The organism is Arthrobacter bussei, assembly GCF_009377195.2.
GTDB classification, from domain to species: domain Bacteria; phylum Actinomycetota; class Actinomycetes; order Actinomycetales; family Micrococcaceae; genus Arthrobacter_D; species Arthrobacter_D bussei.
Map to the genome: position 1 here is coordinate 180,040 of NZ_VJXX01000001.1, position 18,862 is coordinate 198,901.

General features: G+C 70.8%; 19 protein-coding genes and 1 riboswitch. Of the genes, 10 read left to right on the forward strand and 9 right to left on the reverse strand.

Annotated elements, in window-relative coordinates:
- The first annotated feature begins 131 nt into the window (after positions 1–131).
- Genes FNH21_RS00895 through FNH21_RS00905 form a run of 3 tightly spaced genes read left to right on the forward strand, consistent with a single transcriptional unit; the run spans position 132 to position 4,905 of the window.
- Positions 132–1,157: a 3-oxoacyl-ACP synthase III gene (locus tag FNH21_RS00895; RefSeq protein WP_055773295.1), complete on the forward strand. Its 1,026-nt coding sequence runs from the start codon at positions 132–134 to the stop codon at positions 1,155–1,157.
- On the forward strand, positions 1,151–3,940 hold the full coding sequence (locus FNH21_RS00900) for an alpha/beta fold hydrolase (RefSeq protein ID WP_191931480.1): 2,790 nt from the start codon (positions 1,151–1,153) through the stop codon (positions 3,938–3,940). The genes FNH21_RS00895 and FNH21_RS00900 overlap by 7 nt, the downstream gene beginning before the upstream one ends.
- The gene (locus FNH21_RS00905; protein ID WP_191931481.1) at positions 3,937–4,905 is read left to right on the forward strand and encodes an NAD-dependent epimerase/dehydratase family protein; all 969 of its coding nucleotides are present in this window, start codon (positions 3,937–3,939) and stop codon (positions 4,903–4,905) included. Before FNH21_RS00900 ends, FNH21_RS00905 begins: the two co-directional genes overlap by 4 nt.
- Before the next feature lie 327 nt (positions 4,906–5,232).
- Here the strand turns inward: FNH21_RS00905 and FNH21_RS00910 are convergent, their stop codons facing one another.
- The 6 genes from FNH21_RS00910 to coaD all read right to left on the reverse strand — a co-directional run bounded on the left by FNH21_RS00910 (position 5,233) and on the right by coaD (position 9,771).
- A complete protein-coding gene (locus FNH21_RS00910; protein WP_152811622.1) occupies positions 5,233–6,063 on the reverse strand; it encodes a LysM peptidoglycan-binding domain-containing C40 family peptidase in 831 nt (276 codons plus the stop codon).
- A 2-nt stretch (positions 6,064–6,065) separates the two neighbouring features.
- Positions 6,066–6,242: riboswitch (cyclic di-AMP (ydaO/yuaA leader) on the reverse strand.
- Positions 6,243–6,378: 136 nt separating this feature from the next.
- Positions 6,379–7,341, reverse strand: coding sequence for a bifunctional DNA-formamidopyrimidine glycosylase/DNA-(apurinic or apyrimidinic site) lyase (gene mutM, locus FNH21_RS00915; protein ID WP_191931482.1), 963 nt, complete (start codon positions 7,339–7,341; stop codon positions 6,379–6,381).
- Positions 7,342–8,145 carry a ribonuclease III gene (gene rnc, locus FNH21_RS00920; RefSeq protein WP_191931483.1) on the reverse strand — a complete coding sequence of 268 codons (804 nt, stop codon included), beginning with the start codon at positions 8,143–8,145 and terminating at the stop codon, positions 7,342–7,344.
- 78 nt (positions 8,146–8,223) lie between these two features.
- On the reverse strand, positions 8,224–8,427 hold the full coding sequence (gene rpmF, locus FNH21_RS00925; protein WP_055773285.1) for a 50S ribosomal protein L32: 204 nt from the start codon (positions 8,425–8,427) through the stop codon (positions 8,224–8,226).
- A 2-nt stretch (positions 8,428–8,429) separates the two neighbouring features.
- Complete coding sequence (locus FNH21_RS00930) at positions 8,430–8,996, reverse strand: YceD family protein (RefSeq protein WP_055773283.1); 567 nt, start codon at positions 8,994–8,996, stop codon at positions 8,430–8,432.
- A 229-nt stretch (positions 8,997–9,225) separates the two neighbouring features.
- Complete coding sequence (gene coaD, locus FNH21_RS00935) at positions 9,226–9,771, reverse strand: pantetheine-phosphate adenylyltransferase (RefSeq protein WP_152811624.1); 546 nt, start codon at positions 9,769–9,771, stop codon at positions 9,226–9,228.
- Positions 9,772–9,837: 66 nt separating this feature from the next.
- Between coaD and FNH21_RS00940 the strand changes: the two genes are divergently transcribed.
- The 7 genes from FNH21_RS00940 to FNH21_RS00970 all read left to right on the forward strand — a co-directional run bounded on the left by FNH21_RS00940 (position 9,838) and on the right by FNH21_RS00970 (position 16,138).
- Positions 9,838–11,082, forward strand: coding sequence for an aminotransferase class I/II-fold pyridoxal phosphate-dependent enzyme (locus FNH21_RS00940; RefSeq protein ID WP_152811626.1), 1,245 nt, complete (start codon positions 9,838–9,840; stop codon positions 11,080–11,082).
- Positions 11,079–11,960: a spermidine synthase gene (locus tag FNH21_RS16965; protein WP_338403106.1), complete on the forward strand. Its 882-nt coding sequence runs from the start codon at positions 11,079–11,081 to the stop codon at positions 11,958–11,960. The genes FNH21_RS00940 and FNH21_RS16965 overlap by 4 nt, the downstream gene beginning before the upstream one ends.
- A 144-nt stretch (positions 11,961–12,104) precedes the next feature.
- Entirely contained in the window at positions 12,105–12,452 is a 348-nt protein-coding gene (locus FNH21_RS00950) for a hypothetical protein (protein ID WP_152811628.1), read from the forward strand.
- A gap of 73 nt (positions 12,453–12,525) precedes the next feature.
- Positions 12,526–14,277 carry an aa3-type cytochrome oxidase subunit I gene (gene ctaD, locus FNH21_RS00955; RefSeq protein WP_152811630.1) on the forward strand — a complete coding sequence of 584 codons (1,752 nt, stop codon included), beginning with the start codon at positions 12,526–12,528 and terminating at the stop codon, positions 14,275–14,277.
- Between the two features lie 8 nt (positions 14,278–14,285).
- Positions 14,286–14,492: a hypothetical protein gene (locus FNH21_RS00960; RefSeq protein WP_152811632.1), complete on the forward strand. Its 207-nt coding sequence runs from the start codon at positions 14,286–14,288 to the stop codon at positions 14,490–14,492.
- A 167-nt stretch (positions 14,493–14,659) separates the two neighbouring features.
- Positions 14,660–15,265 (forward strand): hypothetical protein, encoded by a 606-nt coding sequence (locus FNH21_RS00965; RefSeq protein WP_152811634.1) that lies wholly within the window; start codon positions 14,660–14,662, stop codon positions 15,263–15,265.
- Positions 15,266–15,385: 120 nt separating this feature from the next.
- Positions 15,386–16,138 carry a YcnI family copper-binding membrane protein gene (locus FNH21_RS00970; RefSeq protein WP_152811636.1) on the forward strand — a complete coding sequence of 251 codons (753 nt, stop codon included), beginning with the start codon at positions 15,386–15,388 and terminating at the stop codon, positions 16,136–16,138.
- 112 nt (positions 16,139–16,250) lie between these two features.
- Here FNH21_RS00970 and rsmD read toward each other — a convergent pair whose 3' ends face one another.
- The 3 genes from rsmD to FNH21_RS00985 are packed head-to-tail and all read right to left on the reverse strand — an operon-like array spanning position 16,251 to position 18,832.
- Positions 16,251–16,823, reverse strand: a complete 573-nt coding sequence (gene rsmD / locus FNH21_RS00975) for a 16S rRNA (guanine(966)-N(2))-methyltransferase RsmD (RefSeq protein WP_152811638.1) — start codon at positions 16,821–16,823, stop codon at positions 16,251–16,253.
- A gap of 9 nt (positions 16,824–16,832) precedes the next feature.
- Positions 16,833–17,951, reverse strand: a complete 1,119-nt coding sequence (locus FNH21_RS00980) for a sulfate/molybdate ABC transporter ATP-binding protein (protein ID WP_152811640.1) — start codon at positions 17,949–17,951, stop codon at positions 16,833–16,835.
- Complete coding sequence (locus FNH21_RS00985; protein WP_338403107.1) at positions 17,951–18,832, reverse strand: ABC transporter permease; 882 nt, start codon at positions 18,830–18,832, stop codon at positions 17,951–17,953. The genes FNH21_RS00980 and FNH21_RS00985 overlap by 1 nt, the downstream gene beginning before the upstream one ends.
- Positions 18,833–18,862 lie beyond the last annotated feature (30 nt).

Genomic DNA, 18,862 nt, shown 5'->3' on the forward strand with positions numbered 1-18,862 from the left:
GAGTGACCCGCCCAGGTATCAAGAAGTAGGCTTACAAAAGTTTCAGCAGTATCCAGAGGCGTCCAGGCCGATCCACCCGTGGGTCCTTCACGGCCATCCACCGGCGCTGACCAGTTGACGAGGCAGGAAATTTGACCGGTAACGCGACGTTTCGACATGAAAACACGGCCTTGCTCGCCGTCACGAGTGTGGAGGCGCCGGTAGTCGTCAGTTCCGCAGAGTTCGACGAACGGCTGGCACCCAGCCTCAAGAGGCTCCGGCTCTCCAAGCGGCTCCTCGAGCGCGTGGCAGGTGTCACCGAGCGGCGCTGGTGGTCCCCGGGGTCCGACTTCGACGATGCCGCCATCGAGGCCGGCGCCAAGGCCATGGCCGAGGCGGGGATCGAGCCGGGCGACGTCGGGCTCCTCATCAACACCTCGGTGACCCGCCGGAACCTCGAGCCCTCGGTGGCCGTGAAGATCCACCACTCCCTCGGCCTGCCGTCCTCCGCCATGAACTTCGACCTGGCGAACGCCTGCCTCGGCTTCGTCAACGGCATGACGCTGGCGGCCAACATGATCGACTCCGGCCAGATCAAGTACGCCCTGATCGTCGCCGGCGAGGACGCCCAGCGGACCCAGGAGGCGACCTTCAACCGCCTCAACCGCGAGGACTCCACCCGTGAGGACTTCCTCGCCGAGTTCGCCACGCTCACCCTCGGCTCCGGCGCCGCCGCCGCGGTGATCGGCCCGGCGGATCTCCACCCGGGCTCGCACCGGATCCTCGGCGGGGTGTCCCGCGCGGGGACACAGCACCACGAGCTCTGCATCGGCGGCATCGACGGCATGTACACCGACACCAAGGGACTGCTCGACGGCGGCCTGGAGCTCGTCGTCACGGCGTGGCACGAAGCCCAGACGGACGGGTGGAACTGGGACGGCATGGACCGCTACGTCACGCACCAGGTCTCCAACTCCTACACCAACGCCATCATCAAGGCCGTCGACCTGGAGCGCGAACGGGTGCCCATCACCTTCCCGCACTGGGGCAACGTGGGCCCGGCGTCGCTGCCGATGACCCTCGCCCAGGAGGCGCAGTCGCTGAGTCCCGGTGACCGCGTGCTGTGCCTCGGCGTGGGCTCCGGCCTCAACACGTCGATGATGGAGATTGCGTGGTAGCACTCCCCGGCGTCGATCCCTCGTGGTCGGCGTACCTCGACGTGCCCTCGACCAGCGGGGCGGACGCCCCCGGGACGCACCACCGCTGGCACTACCTCGACAACGGCGCGGGTGCCGACGGCGCTCCCGTCCGCGGGACCCTGCTCTGCGTCCACGGCAACCCCACGTGGTCCTACCTCTGGCGCACCTACCTGGCGGCAGGGCTCGCGGAGGGCTGGCGCGTCGTCGCCGTCGACCAGCTCGACATGGGGTACTCCGCCCGCACCGGCGTCTTCCGCCGGCTCGAGCACCGCATCACCGATCTGGAGGACTTCGTCGCGGCGCTCGGCCTGCACGGTCCCGTCGTGACGGTGGGGCACGACTGGGGTGGCGTCGTGAGCCTCGGCTACGCCGAGCGCAACCGCGCGGACCTCGTCGGCGTGATCCTGACCAACACCGCCATCCACCAGGATCCGGCCCGCTCCATCCCCGCGCCCCTGCGGCTGGCTCTGGCGCCGGGCGTCCACGGCATGGGCACGCGGACCACCACCGCCTTCCTCGACGTGACCCTGGCCCTGGCCCGGCCGGCCCTGGACCCGTCGGTGCGCCGCGCGTTCCGCGCGCCCTACCGCACGCCGCAGGACCGCCGGGGCATCGCGAATTTCGTGTCCGACATACCGGCCGATCCCTCGCATCCGAGCCACGCGGCACTGACCACCACCGCCGAGGGCATCCGTACGCTCGACGTCCCGGTGCTGATGATGTGGGGCCCGCACGATCCCGTCTTCTCCGACACGTACCTCGAGGATCTCGCCCAGCGGCTGCCCCACGCGGACATCCACCGCTTCGAGCACGCGAGCCACCTCGTGCAGGAGGACGCGGACACAGCAGCCACCGCCATGGAGTGGCTCGCCGCGCGTTCCGTCGCAGTGCCGACCGGCGACGCGGGGACCACCGCATCCGCCCCCACCGCAGGCTCTGACGAAGGCTCCGACGAAGGCCCTGACGAAGGCCCGGCCTTCTCGCCACTCGGCCGGCGGCTCCGGGATCTCGCGTCGGGCCCGGACAGCGGGACGACGGCCGTGGCGGAGATCACCCCGAGCGGCGCCAGGACGCTGTCGTGGAAGGACCTCGACGACGACGTCGCCGCCGTGGCGGCCGGGCTCACGGCGCTGGGCTACGGCCCGGGCAGCCGCGTCAGCCTTCTGGTCCCGCCGGGGATCGACCTCACGGTCCTCATCTATGCGTGCCTGCGGATCGGGGCGATCATCGTCGTCGCCGACGCCGGCCTCGGTGCGCGCGGGCTGAGCCGCGCCGTGCGCAGTTCCGCGCCCGACGTCGTCATCGGGATCGAACGCGCCCTGCTCGCCGCGCGGGCCTTCCGCTGGCCGGGCCGCAGGATCAGTGCCACGTCCCTGACCGCGGCACGACGGCGGGCCCTGCGGGTCGACGCGTCGCTGGGCGACCTCAGGGCCGCGCGTGCGACCGCCGACGCAGAGGTCCAGCCCGATGCCGATGCCGCCATCCTCTTCACCTCGGGATCCACCGGACCGGCGAAGGGTGTCGTCTACACTCACCGGCAGCTCTCGGCGATGCGGGACACCGTCGGTGCCACGCTCGGGCTCGGCCCCGGAACATCCCTCGTCGCGGGATTCGCACCGTTCGCCCTCCTCGGCCCGGCTCTCGGAGCTACCTCCGTGACACCGGACATGGACGTCACCGCTCCCCGGACGCTGACGGCGCAGGCGCTCGCCGACGCAGCAGCAGCGATCGATGCGACGGTCGTGTTCGCCTCCCCCGCAGCGCTCAGGAATGTCATCGCGACCTCGGGTGCCCTGTCGGAGGACGGCCGGACCGCGCTCGGGCGCATCTCGCTGCTCCTCTCGGCGGGAGCCCCCATCCCCGTCCCGCTGCTGGAGGAGGTGCAGGCCCTGGTTCCGGCGGCGGCCCTCCACACGCCCTACGGCATGACGGAGTCCCTCCTCGTCGCCGACACCGACCTCGACGGCATCCGGCGGGCCGCCGCTGCGGGCGCCGGCGGGCTCGACGGCGCAGGCAACGGTGTCTGCGTGGGCCGCCCCGTGCATGGAGCGGCCGTCGCCATCAGTCCGCTGGCCGCGGCCGACCCGGACGTCCAGGACCACGGGGACGGTCCCCGGCCACCGGGGTCCGCTCCGGGTGCGGCGACCGGCGAGCCCACCACGGCCCCCGGTGTCACCGGGGAGATCCTCGTCGATGCGCCCCATGTGAAGGACCGCTACTTCCGGTTGTGGAGGACGCAGCAGGAATCCGTCCGGACGCACCCGTGGCACCGCACGGGCGACGTGGGCCACCTCGACGCGGAGGGCAGGCTCTGGGTCGAAGGCCGCCTGGGCCATGTCATCACCTCCGCTGCGGGGATCCTCACGCCCGTCGGCCTGGAACAGGCGCTGGAGATCCTCGGCGACGTCCGCCTCGCCGCCGTCGTCGGCGTCGGGCCGGCCGGCACGCAGGCCGTCGTCGCCGTCCTCGAGACGGCAGCGTCCGGAAGCGTGGCAGCAGCCGCCGGCCGGCCGGTCCGACGCAGGGCCGGAGCGGCGGCTGCGTCCCTGCTGCGGAGGCCGGAACAGCGGGCCCGCCTGGCCGCCCCGGCTCTGGCGGCCGCCGCGCGCGAGGTGGCTCGGCAGCGCGGGGTGGACCTCGCCGCCGTCGTCGAGGTCCCCGCCCTGCCGGTGGACATCCGCCACAACGCCAAGATCGATCGCGCACGCGTGGCTGCCTGGAGCAGCCGGTTCCTCTCGGGCGGCCGGGCGGGACCGCTGTGACGGTCCTCGTCACCGGGGCCAGCGGCATGCTCGGCCGCGCCGTGGCGCAGCAGATGCAGTCCACCGGACGGGAGGTGCGCTGCTTCCAGCGGCGCCCGGCGGGCATCGCCGGGGCCGACGAGGTCCTCGGGTCCGTCGACGATCCCGCAGCGGTCTCCCGCGCAGTGGCCGGGTGCTCGTCGGTCATCCACCTCGCGGCCAAGGTCTCCTTCGCCGGTCCCGCTGCCGAGTTCCAGCGGATCAACGTCGAGGGGACGCGCCTCCTCCTGGACGCGGCGGAGCAGGCCGGCGTCACCGACGTCGTCCAGGTCTCCTCCCCCTCGGTGGCGCATGACGGCACGTCGCTGGTCGGCGCACCGGCAGGTCCGGCCGATCCTGCGCATGCGCGGGGTCACTACGCCCGGACGAAGGCCGCCGCGGAACTGCTGGCGCTCGGTCGCAGCACCCGGGACTTCCGGGTCGCGGCGGTCCGCCCGCACATCGTCTGGGGCCCCGGGGACACGCAGCTCGTGGAGCGCGTGATCGAGCGTGCGCGCGCCGGCCGCCTCCCGCTGCTCGACGACGGCACCGCCCTCATCGACACGACCTACGTGGACAACGCGGCGGCCGCGATCGTGGCGTGCCTGGTCCGGATGGACCGCGCCGCGGGGCTGTCACTCGTGGTCACGAACGGAGAACCCCGGCCCATCGCCGAGCTCCTGGCCGGTATCTGCCGCGCGGGAGGCGTGACCCCGCCCACCCGGAGCGTGCCAGGATCGCTCGCCCGGGGAGCGGGGGCCGTGATCGAACGCTTCTGGGCCGCCCTCGATCGGTCCGGAGAGCCGCCCATGACGCGCTTCCTGGCGGAACAGCTCTCGACCGCGCACTGGTTCGACCAGCGGCACACGAGGGCGGTCCTCGACTGGCATCCGGCAGTCGGCATCGACGAGGGGTTCGAGCGGCTCACCCGCCACTACTCGATCTGACACCGGCCCGCAGACCGCCCGCCCCGGCAGGCAGCACACGATCCCGTCCGACCCCATCCGGTCGTTCGCGACGCCTCGACGAACCGCCATCACGCCGAGCGCGCGCCGTCGTCCGCGGGCGGCGCCTCCGGACCCTGCGCCGAGCTCGAGGTCCACGGCGCTTGCCGACCCGCTCGGACAGCAGGGTGCCGGACGGCGTCGGAGAGGGGGTACGACGAAGGGCGGGATGCTGTGCATCCCGCCCTTCGTCATGCGTCACCGCTGGAGATCCGCCACTCCTTCGGTCCGCGGCATGGCCGCTGACCCCCGGATGGGCCGACCGATCGATCAGCGGGTGTAGTAGCCGTCCACCGACATGACGGAGACGGGGTGCACCTGCGTACCCTGCGACGGGTTCAGCGCGCTGATCATCTGGCCGTTGCCGAGGTAGATGCCGACGTGGCTCCCGCCGTTCTGGCTCACGAGGTCGCCCGGCTGGGGGTTGCTGGTGGGGCGCAGGGCAGCGAACTGGGACCACGTGGTGCGCGGGAGGTTGATGCCGTTCTGCGCGTAGACCCACTGCACGAAGCCCGAGCAGTCCCAGCCGCCGAAGGACGTGCCGCCGTAGACGTACCCGGACCCCTCACCCTGCATGGCCGTTCCGACGATGCCCGGGGCACCGATCGACGAGGACTGGAGGCTGTAGGTGGGCGCTGCATCGACAGGGGCGGCGACGGCCGCTGCTGCGGGTGCTGCGACGACCGATGCGGACTGCACCGAGAACTGCTGCTGGGGAGCGGCAGATCCGCCGAGCGAGATGGACTGGCCCGGGTAGATGACCGAGGCGTAGCCCAGACCGTTCGCGGAGAACAGGGTGTCCAGGCCGACTCCGTGGGCCGCGGCGATGCTGCCGAGGGTGTCACCGGACTGGACGGTGTAGGTGCCGGCTGCGGCGGGGGTGGCCACCACCTGCTGGACGGGAACCGACTGGACGCTGATCTCGCCGGCTGCACTGGCGGGCAGTGCCGCACCGAGCATGAGGCCGGAGGCCGCGACGACGACGGCGGCAGGCTTGCCGGCGACCGAGGCGCTCGCAGAGACGGCCCGTGAGGCGGTGACGAGGGGGTTGACGCGCGTGGGGACTGCCCGGTGGCGTGCGATATGGCTCTTCTTGGACATGCTGATGCCTTTCCCAATGCCTACGAAGTTAGCTGTCGGGTTCGGATGGGACATCCGGACGTGTTGTTCGAGCACCACCGCCCCAGAGCTGGTGCACGCGCGTCTTTACCCCTAGGACCCGTGAGTGGGTCCGCTATCGGTTCCCCCGCCCCTGTCGATGTGTGTAGCGAACGGTCCGTCCTCATCGACAGGGTTAGGCAGAGAGAGGAGGGGCGCCCCTCCGTGGTGGAGCGGGCGCGGGTTCAACGGTACGCGGTGATTCCCGAGTTGTCACGTTTGCATCACGGGCGGCCGGTGCCGCCGGCCCGGCGCTGTTCAGGGTCTCGCGTTCCGCGGCCTGGGCTGGCAGACGGGGCAGAAGGAGGAGGACCTGTTCATGAACTGCTCCCGCCGGATCAGCGTGGTCCGTCCCTCTGCGGCGCACCTGCGGCACGGCCGGCCCGAACGCCCGTAGGCCTCGAGATCGCGGGCGAAGTAGCCGGACGCACCGTTGACGTTGACATAGAGGGCGTCGAAGCTCGTCCCTCCAGCAGCGAGCGCACGCGTCATCACCTGGGTGGCGGCGTCCACGATGCGTCGGGTGTCGGGTCGGCGCATCGTCTCCGTCGGCCGCGCGTAGTGGAGGCGCGCCGCCCACAGCGCCTCGTCGGCGTAGATGTTCCCGATCCCCGAGACGAGCCCCTGATCCAGCAGGGCCCGCTTCAAGCCTGTGCGTCGGCGGCGGAGACGCTGGTGGAAGTCCTCGAGGGAGAATGCAGGGTCAAGGGGGTCACGGGCGATGTGCGCGGCCTGGTGGGGCACGAGCGCAGCGTCGCTTCCTCCCAGCCCACCGGGGCGACCGTCCGGTGTCGGCTCGAGGCCCGTGACGAACATCCCGCCGAAGATCCGCTGGTCGACGAAACGCAGATCCGTGGGGAGGGCGGAGCCGTCCTCCCCTGTCGCCCGGGAAAGGGCCAGGCGGACCTTCAGATGCTTCTCGCGGGGCGCCGCGGCATCCTCGATGAGCAGCTGCCCGCTCATGCCGAGGTGGGCCATCAGCGCCAGCGGCGGGGCGTCGTCGGCCGCCTCCGGATCCTCGAGGACCATCCAGAGGAACTTCCCGCGCCGCACCACATCGGTGACGCGCGCGCCGGTGACCTCACCGACGAAGTCCTCCACTCCGTTGACGTGACGGCGCAGTGATCGTGGATCGACGACATCGACCCCCTCCACCGTCCGCCCGATGACCCAGCGGGACAGTCCCCGCCGTACCACCTCCACCTCGGGAAGTTCAGGCACTCATGCTCCGTCAGCGGATTCCGGGCGCTGGGAGTGCCCGGGCGCGCCTCCGGCGCTACCCGTCACGATGCCCTCGGGCCGGACACCGACGTCGCCGGCTCCCGTGACGGTCGCCGGTACATCCTCGACATCCGTGAGGAGCTTCCACGAGGCAGCAGCAGCCGCCTGCTCGGCCTCCTTCTTCGAATGCCCGCCACCCGCGCCGTACTCCACGCCGCCGATGACGAGACGCGCGGTGAAAGTGCGTGCGTGGTCGGGACCCGTCCCGTCGACCTGGTAGTCGATGGCGCCGAGCCGTCTGCCCGCCGCCGTCTCCTGGATCCGGGTCTTCCAGTCCGTTCCCTCACCGAGCACGGCGGAGTCCCGGAGCAGGGGACCGATGAGGCGCATGACCATGGCGCGGGCAGTCTCGATGCCGTGGCTGAGGTACGCGGCGCCGATCACGGCCTCCATGGTGTCGGCGAGGATGGAGGCCTTGTCCCGCCCGTTGGTCAGCTTCTCCCCCTGCCCGAGCAGGACGTAGCTGCCGAGGTCCAGTGTCCGGGCCACGCCGGCGAGCGCCCTGGTGCTGACGACGGCGGACCGCCGCTTCGCCAGTTCACCCTCGGACAGATCCGGGTTGTCCCTGTACAGCGCGTCCGTCACGGAGAGGCCGAGCACCGAATCCCCGAGGAACTCGAGGCGCTCGTTGGTGGGGATCCCACCCTTCTCGTACGCGTAGGACCGGTGCGTCAGGGCAAGACGAAGCGTCTCGGTGTCGATAGTGACACCGAGACGCTTCGAGAGTTCTTCTGTATTCTTCACGACCGCATCAGCTGATCACGCGTCGGACCGGCGTTCCCCGCTGCTGCGCGGAGCACTGCAGCGGAAGGTGCACCGATGTCAGACGTCGGCTACCTTGCGGCCCTTGTACTCGAGGAACAGCGGGGTGCCGGCCGAGTCGGTGACAACCTTGGCCTGGTGGGCGAGGCTGTAGGTGACGCGGCCGTTCTCGAGGGTCTTGACCAGCCTGGGGGCGGTTGCCTTCCACTGGGACCGGCGTGCACGGGTATTCGCGCGGGACATCTTCCGCTTCGGGACAGCCACGGCTAACTCTCTTCCTTCTCGTCTGACTCTGACTTGGGTGCCGCATCGTTCTCGGCGGCGGTGCCCGCCAGCCCGGCGAGGGCTGACCAGCGGGGATCCAAAACTTCGTGGTGGTGGTCCGGATCATCGTTCAGCCGTGCTCCGCACTCGGAGCACAGGCCCTGACAATCTTCCCGGCACACCGGCTGGAATGGCAGTGATGTGACCACCGCATCCCTCAGCACGGGCTCCAGATCGACGGAATCGCTCTCCACCCGGTGCTGTTCTTCGTCCTCTTCCACCGACAGCGACGCGGAGTCGCTGTAGAAGAAGAGTTCCTGGAGGTCCACGTCGCGGTCGAACCGCAATGGCTCCAGGCAGCGGCCACACTCGCCGGTCACCTCGACGTTCGCCGTCCCCGACACCAGGATTCCCTCGTGGACCGATTCGAACCGCAGGTCCAGCTCCATGTCGGAGCCCTCCTGCACGCCGATCAGCGCCACCCCGAAATCCTTCGGTGCCGGAACATGTTCTTCGATTGTCCGCATGCTCCCCGGACTGCGTCCGAGATCCTTGACACTGAATGTCAGGGGCGAACTGAGATCGCTGCTAATGGTGACTCCTGTAGAACATATGACCGACGTACCATCCTAGCCTGACGGGACCGGCAGGCCCAAAACGCGGTGGTCCGGGCGGATGCCCGTCCGACGGGTGGGTCCGGAAGAGGGACGACGCCGCTCGGCCCCGGCGGCCGCTCATGCTCCGTGCCGCACCCCGCCATCAGGCTGCCGCGACCCGCCGAGTCCGGTCGCCCGACGATCAGGGCGTACCCCCTGCCGTGCCGTCGACGTCCGTGGCGGCCTCCTCGACGTCCGCATCCGCGCTTCCATCACCGGCGGAGGGGTTCAGGCGCCGGAGGACGGCGTCGGGCACGAACGGACGGATGTCACCGCCCAGGGCGGCCACCTCCTTGAGCAGGGTGGAGGAGACGTGCGCGAAGTCCGTACCCGTCGGCAGGAAGACGGTCTCGACGGCTGCGAGGTGGCGGTTCATCGTCGCCATGGGCAGCTCGTAGTCGAAGTCGAGGCTGGAGCGCAGGCCCTTCACGAGCGCCGTTGCGCCGTTCTCGCGGCAGAAGTCCGCGAGGAGGCCGGCGCCCATGGGGACCACGCGGATGTTCGGCAGGTGCGCGAGGCCGTCGACGCAGAACGCGATGCGCTCCTCGCCGGAGAAGCGGTAGTTCTTGGCGTAGTTGGTCGACACGGCGACGAGCACCTCGTCGAACAGGCGCGCTGCACGCCCGATGACCTCGATGTGTCCGTTGTGGAGTGGGTCGAAGGATCCGGGGCAGACGGCGCGGTTCATGCCTCCACGGTACCCAGTCCCGCTCCCGGGTCCACTCCCAGCAGCCGTCACCGGGATACTGGTGGCATGAGCACCGATGCCGAGCGAACCTCTCCGCACGTCCCCACCACCGGCCCGGCTTCCCCGTGGGCGAGAACCGCCGCCGGCGCGAACCTGCTCGGCAAGGACGGCGGGCTCGGGATCACCATCTTCGAGGAGGTCACCGCCCTCGCGCAGAAGCACGCGGCGATCAACCTCGGGCAGGGCTTCCCCGACGAGGACGGGCCGCGGGAGATCCTCGACGCCGCGAGATCGGCCATCGCCGACGGGGCCAACCAGTATGCGCCCGGACAGGGCCTCCCGGTGCTGCGTGACGCCATCGCCGCCCACCAGGAGCGCTTCTACGGGCTCGCCGTCGATCCCGGGACCGAGGTGATCGTGAGCACCGGCGCCACGGAATCCATCGCCGCGGCCATTCTCGCCTTCGCGGGGCCGGGCGACGAGGTGCTGACCTTCGAGCCCTTCTACGATTCCTACGGCGCCGTGATCGGCCTCTCCGGAGCCACCCATACGACAGCTCCCCTGCTGGCGCCGGACTTCCAGCCGGACTCCGCCTCACTGGCGGCGGCCTTCACCGACCGCACGAGGATCGTCGTCGTCAACAACCCCCACAACCCCACCGGCAGCGTCTTCCGGCGCGAGGCACTCGAGACGATCGTCCGGCTGGCGGAGCGGCACGGCACCATCATCGTCACGGACGAGGTGTACGAGCACCTCCACTTCGGCGCCGAGCACGTCCCGATCGCCACTCTCCCCGGCGCTGCGTCACGCACCCTGACCATCTCCTCGGCAGGCAAGACCTTCTCCGTGACGGGATGGAAGGTCGGGTGGCTCAGTGGACCGGCGGAACTCGTGGCGCAGGTGCGCACCGTCAAGACGTTCCTCACCTATACCTCCGGCACCCCCTTCCAGAGTGCGGTGGCTCTGGGCCTCGGCCTGCCCGACGAGTTCTTCGACTCCGCGGCGGCCACCCTCCGGAGGAAGCGCGACCTCCTGGGCGAGGGGCTTCGCGCCGCAGGATTCGAGGTGTTCGAGCCGGAAGGCACGTTCTTCACGATGGTCGACGCGTCCCCCCTCGGCATCGACGACGCGACGGCCCTCGCCCGCCGGCTGCCCTCGCTCATCGGCGTGGCCGCCATACCGGTGGCGATGTTCTGCCACGAGGACGGCGCCGCCCGGACGAGGTCGCTGCTCCGCTTCGCCTTCTGCAAGCGCTTCGACGTGATCGAGGAGGGCGCCCGGCGCCTGGCCACCCTCCGGGACCGTGTGTGAACGCCCCGGACGCCACTGCCGGCGACGACGGCCCGAAGGCCACCGCCGGCGACGACGGCCCGAAGGCCGCTGCCGACGACGACGGATTCGACGTGCCGACGCGCTGGCTCCCCGTCTCGGGCGCGTACGCGGAGATCGACGAGGACGCCTACATCGACGGTGCGCTGATCCTCAGCATCGGCGGCGCCCAGCAGTCCCACGTCGACATCGCCCACCCGGGCCGCGTCTTCTACGAGTACCTCCAGCGCATCGCGCACGTGATCGACCTGCTCGGAGCACCGGGCGCGCCGTTGCGGGTGCTCCACCTCGGCGCCGGGGCGCTCACCCTGGTCCGCTACGTCCACGCGACGCGACCCGGATCCGCGCAGGTCGCCGTCGACCTCGATGCCGAGCTGATGGACTTCGTCCTCGCGGAGATGCCCCTCGCGGACGGTACCGACTGCGGAATCGTGATCGGCGACGCCGCCGATGTGGTGCTGGAGGAGGCCGACGGATCCTTCGACGCCGTCGTCCTGGACATCTTCGCCGGATCGGACGCCCCGGCCCATCTCACCTCGCCGGACTTCGCAGCCCACCTCCTGCGCGTCTGCGCACGGGACGGCGTGGTGCTCGTCAACGTGGGCGACGATCCGCCCCTCGCCTTCGCCCGGGCGCAGAGCCGGCAGCTGTCCTCCCTCGCGGGATCGACGGCGGTCCTCACCGAGGCCGGGATGGTGGACGGCAGCTCGGCGGGGAATGTCGTCGTGGCCGCCCGTCCCGCTGCCTGGCCCGCGTCGTGGACCGGCGCGCTGCTCGCGTCCGGCCCGCACCCCGCCGCGGTGCTGACCGGACCGGCGAGGGAGGCGTTCGACGCCGGGGAGCCGCTTCCCGGGCGGTAGCCCTCGATCAGCGGATGCGGGACCGGGCGCACGCCCTCCTGTCAAGAAAGATCCGGCCCGGCACCGACACCATGCCGTCACTAGCCTGAAAGAGCTTGAGCAGCCGGGCGCGAAGGACCGTCCCACCCTGGGGAGACCGGAGCCATGCGGCACACGCTGAGCATCACCGTCAAGCTGGACATCGACTTCCGATGGGCGCGTATCGACGTCCGCGGCTGCCTCACGCGGGGCAGCTGCCGCGCGCTCGTACCGATCGTCGACCGCAGCTTCCGCATCCTGCAGGAGCCGAACGTCGTCATCGACCTGACGGGCGCCACGCACATCGATCGTGAGGGGGTGGACACGCTGCAGAACCTCGGCATCGTCGGGCCCACCGCGCATCCCCTGCTCACGGAGCGGACCGGCACCTGCTCGCTCATCGTGCCGGACGACCTCCCGGAATGCCCCTCGCTGCGGGCCCGCCCGGGCGGCTTCCACCGGTCGGCGGTGTGAACGACCACCGGGGGGCCGGCATGCCGCGCCTCCCCCACCCCCACGGCTCACCTGCACAGAAGAGGACCGGCCCATGACCGCTGAATACGCCGACTCGACCCTCGCCGCGAGACCCGCTGCGGCCGCCTCCACGAGGGGGCGCGGCCGGATCATCGTCGAATGGCTGACCACCACCGACCACAAGACCATCGGCTACCTGTACATCATCACGTCCTTCGTGTGGTTCTGCCTGAGCGGGGTCGAGGCGCTCCTGATCCGCGCGGAGCTCTTCGCGCCGGGCATGCAGATCCTGCAGACGAAGGAGCAGTACAACCAGCTCTTCACGATGCACGGCACCATCATGCTGCTCCTCTTCGCCACCCCGCTGTTCGCCGGGTTCGCCAACGTCATCATGCCGCTGCAGATCGGCGCGCCCGACGTCGCCTTCCCGCGCCTGAACGCCCTGGCCTACTACTTCTATCTCTTCGGGGGGATCATCGTCGGTCTCGGCATCTTCACCCCGCAGGGCAGCGCCGCGTTCGGCTGGACGTCCTATCCGCCGCTGGCCAACGTGAGCTTCTCCCCGAGCATCGGCGGGGATCTGTGGGTCTTCGGTCTTGCCCTGGCCGGATTCGGCACCATCCTCGGGTCGGTCAATTTCGTCACGACGATCATCTGCATGCGCGTCCCCGGCATGACGATGTGGCGGATGCCGATCTTCACCTGGAACACGCTGATCACCTCGATCCTGGTCCTCATGGCCTTCCCCGTCCTGGCTGCCGCGCTGTTCGCCCTGGGCGCGGACCGTCGCTTCGGCGCGCACGTCTTCGACCCGGAGAACGGCGGTGCCATCATGTGGCAGCACCTGTTCTGGTTCTTCGGCCACCCAGAGGTCTACATTATCGCGCTGCCGTTCTTCGGCATCGTGTCCGAGATCTTCCCCGTCTTCAGCCGCAAGCCGATCTTCGGGTACAAGGGCCTGGTGTACGCGACGATCTCCATCGCCGGGCTGTCCGTGACGGTCTGGGCGCATCACATGTACGTGACCGGGGCCGTGCTCCTGCCGTTCTTCGCCTTCACGACGATGCTCATCGCGGTGCCGACGGGCGTGAAGTTCTTCAACTGGATCGGCACCCTGTGGAGGGGCTCGCTGACCTTCGAGACCCCGATGCTGTGGAGCCTCGGCTTCCTCGTGACCTTCCTCTTCGGTGGCCTCACCGGGATCATCCTCGCGTCGCCGCCCCTGGACTTCCACACGTCGGACACCTACTTCGTGGTGGCTCACTTCCACTACGTGGTCTTCGGGACCGTGGTCTTCGCGATGTTCGCGGGTTTCTACTTCTGGTGGCCCAAATTCACCGGGACCATGCTCAACGAGCGGTGGGGCAAGGTCCACTTCTGGATGCTGTTCCTGGGATTCCACGCGACGTTCCTGATCCAGCACTGGCTCGGGGTGAAGGGTATGCCGCGGCGCTACGCGGACTATCTGCCCGAGGACGGCTTCACGGGGATGCACCAGTTCTCCACGATCGGCTCCTTCCTCCTCGGGGCGTCCATGATCCCCTTCTTCTGGAACGTCTACATCACGTGGCGCGCGGGCAGGAAGGTCGACGTCGACGATCCCTGGGGCTTCGGTGCCTCGCTGGAATGGGCGACCTCCTGCCCGCCCCCGCGGCACAACTTCGCGTCCATCCCCCGGATCCGGTCCGAGCGCCCGGCCCTCGACCTGCACCATCCCGAGCTCATGGCGCGCTTCAACGAGACGAGCCACTCTCCTGCAGCCGGGGCCCTGGGAGCAGCGGACATGGGGACCAGGAACCCTCGCCAGCCGGATCCGGAGAACTAGGAGCGACCATGCGAGCTCCTGTGGATGTCGTCTCCGCCGTCGTCCTCGCCTGCACTGCCCTCGCCTGCCTGACGGCCGGCCTGGGGATGCTCGTGACCGTTCACGGACTGCCTCCCTGGAACGGTATCGCCGTCTGCCTGATCGTCACGGGATCAGCCCTGGGGTGGCGCGTCCGGTCGTCCGTGCGCGGACACAGGGTGAGGGACCACCGCTGACGCCCGGTCCTGGGGCGCTGCATGCATCGGGCGCCCATCCGTGGCGCACAGCTGACCGAATCATGTGCAGATCATCGGGGTGGTCGACCGCTGTACGCTGAAGGAGATCGTCACCTGACGGTCGATGCCGAGGCCGACGCACGGGAATGACAGGGGAAGGAACAGCCATGACTGCACCTGCCCTTCCGTATATCCGGTCGCTGGTGCTGGTCTCCCTGATCCTCTCGGTCTCCTCCGCGTCGCACGTGCTCGCCGCCGGTCACCTGCCGGCGCCCGGGGTCATCCTGCTGCTCGGCGTGCTCCTGCTCCTGCCGATGATGGCGCTCGCACGGCGCACCGTGTCCTTCCGCGCCGCCCTTCTCGTGATGGGTGCGGGGCAGGCCCTGCTGCACAGCCTGTTCTCCCTGACCGCGGTGCCCGCTGTCTGCCAGAGCTCCTCAGCGATGCCCGGTCACCACGCCGCCTTCGAGTTGGCCTGTTCGCCCGTCACGCAGGACGGGATGGCGGGAGCTACCGGTGGCGCCCTGATGCTGCTCCTGCACGCTGCAGCGACGATCGTCCTCGCGGCGGCCGTCTCGAAGAGCGATCACGCCGCCACCCTGCTCCGAGCCTGGCTCCGGCCTCTTCTCACCGGACCCGGTGTCATCCCCTTGCCCGCGACCCCGCACCGCTCCGACGTCGTCCTCGTTCCGACGCCCGTCGCTCCATCGACCGTGTACGGCGCAGTCCCCCCGCTCCGCGGGCCGCCGTCTCCGGCTATCACGACCGCCTGAGCCGCGTCCTCCACAGGGACGGGGGCTGCGGGCGGTCCCCGACCCGTCACCCCCATCACCCGCTGCCCGGGACCAGACCGCCTTCGCGGTGGATCGGGCGCACCTCTGGAAGGCTTCACCATGTCGAACACATCCCTGCGGAATCGCCGCACCCTCTCCACCTCCGCCGTCGCGCTCACCACCGCCGGTCTCATGGCGCTGGGCCTCGGCGCGGCGAGCGCGCACGTGACCGTCGCACCCGCCTCGACCACCGAGGACGGCTACTCGCAGCTCACGTTCAGCGTCCCCAACGAGTCCGAGACAGCCGCGACGAACAAGCTCGAGGTCCAGCTGCCCACCGAGCAGCCGTTCACCTCCGTGCGGGTCAGGCCCGTGGAGGGTTGGACGGCGGAGGTGGTCACCGGGACGCTGCCCGAGCCCGTTACCACCGCCGACGGCGCGACGCTCACGGAGGCCCCCCTCTCCGTCGTATGGACGGCGGAACCGGGCGCCGAGATCTCGCAGCAGGAGTACCAGACCTTCTCGATCTCCGTGGGCCGGCTCCCCGAGGCGGGCACCACGGTCGTGCTGCCTGCCACGCAGTCCTACACGGACGGTGATGTGGTGGAGTGGGACGACGAGGTCGTCGAGGGCGCAGAGGAGCCCGAGAAGCCGGCGCCGTCGTTCCTGACCACCGCGGCGGTCGAGGGCGAGGACGGACACGGCGCGCACGGCGCAGCGGCCGAGACTCCCGAGGCGATCGACGCCGAGCCCGCCGCAGCGAGCACGGACACCGGCTCGGCCTCCGCCGTCGGCTGGATCGGCCTCGTCGCCGGTCTGCTCGGCCTCGCCGCCGGCGCCACCGCTCTCGTCCGTACGCGCCGCCAGGCCTGACACCCCCGATACCGGCGCGGTGCCGGCGTGCGAACCGGTACCGCGCCCTCGGGATCCCGAACGCCCCCTTCACGACGGGAGGCCGTGCCCCTGCCCGATCCGCGGTGACGGGTCAGGATGCTGCCGGCTCGAGGAACCAGAGGCGGGTCTCGCCGTACTTCTTCTCCGAGAAACGCTCCAGCCCGCCCGGCCAGGACGGCTCCGGTGATCGGGCCGAACGCTCGACGACGACCACGGCTCCCTTCGCAAGGCGTGACTCGAGGGCCGCGAGCACGGCGATCACGCCGTCGGCGTCCACCGTGTAGGGCGGATCCATCAGGACGAGGTCCCACGTCAGTTCCGGCGCCACCCGGTCGAGGTACGTCTCCACCTTCGACCGGTGCACCCGGACGGCGGTCCAGCCGAGGACGCGGTTCACGAGATCGGCGTTCTTCTGCGCCACCAGCGCCGCGCGGTCGGCCGATTCGACCAGGTCCACGGTCGCCGCCCCGCGGCTGGCACTCTCGACCCCGAGCGAGCCCGATCCGGCGTACAGGTCGAGGACGTGCGCGCCGTGCAGGACGCCGTAGGACTCCAGCCGGGAGAAGAGCGCCTCCTTCACGCGGTCCGTGGTGGGCCGGGTGCCGTTCCCCTCCACGCTGGCAAGGGTCGAACCGCCCGCGGCTCCGGCGATGATGCGCGTCATCCTCCGACTCTATCGCCCGTCGCCGGTCCGGCCGCCCGCCGGCCCGGCGTCCGTTGCAGCGGGAAGGGCATAGACGATGGCGTCCTCATGGCGTAGCGACACCTCCACGGCGCAGCCGGGGAGAACACCCATCGCGACGGCGTCCGCAGGAGCCAGGTCAGCGGTCATCCCGGCCGCATGGACCCGGATCACATCACCGCGATGCTCGATGTCGTCGACGGTGGCCGTGACGCGGCTAGTTCCCGGTGCAGCCCCGCATACCGTCCCGGCGGGAGGACCTCCGGGTCGTGCAACCGAGACTGCGGCGGGACGGATCGCGAGCGCGAACTCCTCCCCCTCGCGTCCCGCGCCCTCCCACGGCACCACCAGCCCGTTGGAACCCGTGAATCCCGTTTCCGTCCGCCGGCCGAGGAGGAGGTTCAGGCCGGCCAGCCGCGCACCGAACGCGGTCACGGGCCGCGTCAGGACCTCCGTGGTCCGCCCGGTCTCGACGACGCGGCCGCCGTCGAGGATCAGCACGCGGTCGGCGAGCAGGAAGGCATCGAGCGCATCGTGCGTCACGATGACGGCGGACCGCCCCTGCAGGACCTCACGGAGCAGCGTGCGGATCGCAGGGGCGACGGTGACGTCGAGGGCGGCGAGCGGTTCATCGAGCAGCAGCAGCGCCGGGTCCGTGGCCAAGGCCCGGGCGATCGCGACCCTCTGGGCCTGACCGCCGGACAGCCGCCCCGGGCTGCGCCCGGCCAGTTCGGGTGTACCGACCCGCTCGAGCCAGGCGGACGCGGTGGCGCGTGACTCGGCCCGCGACAGGCCACGGCTGCGCGGACCGAAGGCCACGTTCTCGAGGACGGAGAGGTGCGGGAACAGGAGCGCCTCCTGCGCGAGGAGGGAGACGCCCCGGCGCCGCGGCTCGACGAGCACGCGCCGCCCGGGCCCGACGTCGAACAGGACATCCCCACCCAGGGTCGCCCGGCCCTCGGACGGTGCCAGGAGACCTGCGAGCAGGCCGAGGAGGGTCGACTTCCCGGCCCCGTTCGGGCCGAGCACCGCGACGGTCTCACCCTCGGCGAGGTCGAACGCGACGTCGAAGCCGCGTTCGGGCAGTGCCCCGGCGAAGGTCAGCCGCATCAGTGCGCCCGCCCCGGCGCGGCGGGCGGCGTCGTCGGCGACGCCGTGCGCCGCGGATCGAGGCTGCCGAGCGGGCGGACGCGATGGGCGACGCCGACCACGACGACGGCGACGACCACGAGGACGAGGGACAGGGCCACGGCCGCATCGGGATCTGTCTCGCGCTGCAGGTAGATCTCGAGCGGGAGCGTCCGCGTGGTGCCCTGGAGGCTCCCCGCGAACGTCAGGGTGGCGCCGAATTCGCCGAGCGCCCGGGCGAACGAGAGGACCGCGCCGGAGACGAGTGCGGGGAGCACCAGCGGCAGGGTGATCCGCCGGAGGACCGTCCAGCGACCGGCCCCGAGCGTTGCACCGACCGCCTCGTAGCGCGTCCCGATGGTCCGCAGGGCTCCCTCGAGGCTGAGCACCAGGAACGGCAGGGCGACGAACGCCTGGGCCAGCACGACGGCCGTCGTGGAGAAGGCGACGTCGACCCCCAGGGACGCGAGGCCGCTCCCGATCAGACCGCGCCGACCGAAGGTGTAGAGCAGGGCGATACCCCCGACCACCGGCGGCAGCACGAGGGGCAGCAGGACGAGGGACCGCACGAGCCGCCGACCGGGGAAGGAGGTCCTCGCGAGGACGAGCGCCAGCGGCACACCGAACAGCACACAGAGGATCGTGGCGGACACCGAGGTGCGCAGGCTGAGCAGGAGGGCGGCCCGGGCCCCCTCGGACGTCACGAGCGGGACGAACCGCGGCCAGTCGATGCGCAGCGTCATGGCCGCCAGGGGGAGGACCACGAAGACAGCGCCGACGACGGCGGCAGCGACCACCCAGCGCGGCAGGGCAGCCGTGTTCACGCGCCGGGCCGTCCGGGCGGCCCCGGAGGGAACCGTCACCGGCCGGGCCGTCCGCGGCCGGCCCGCTCG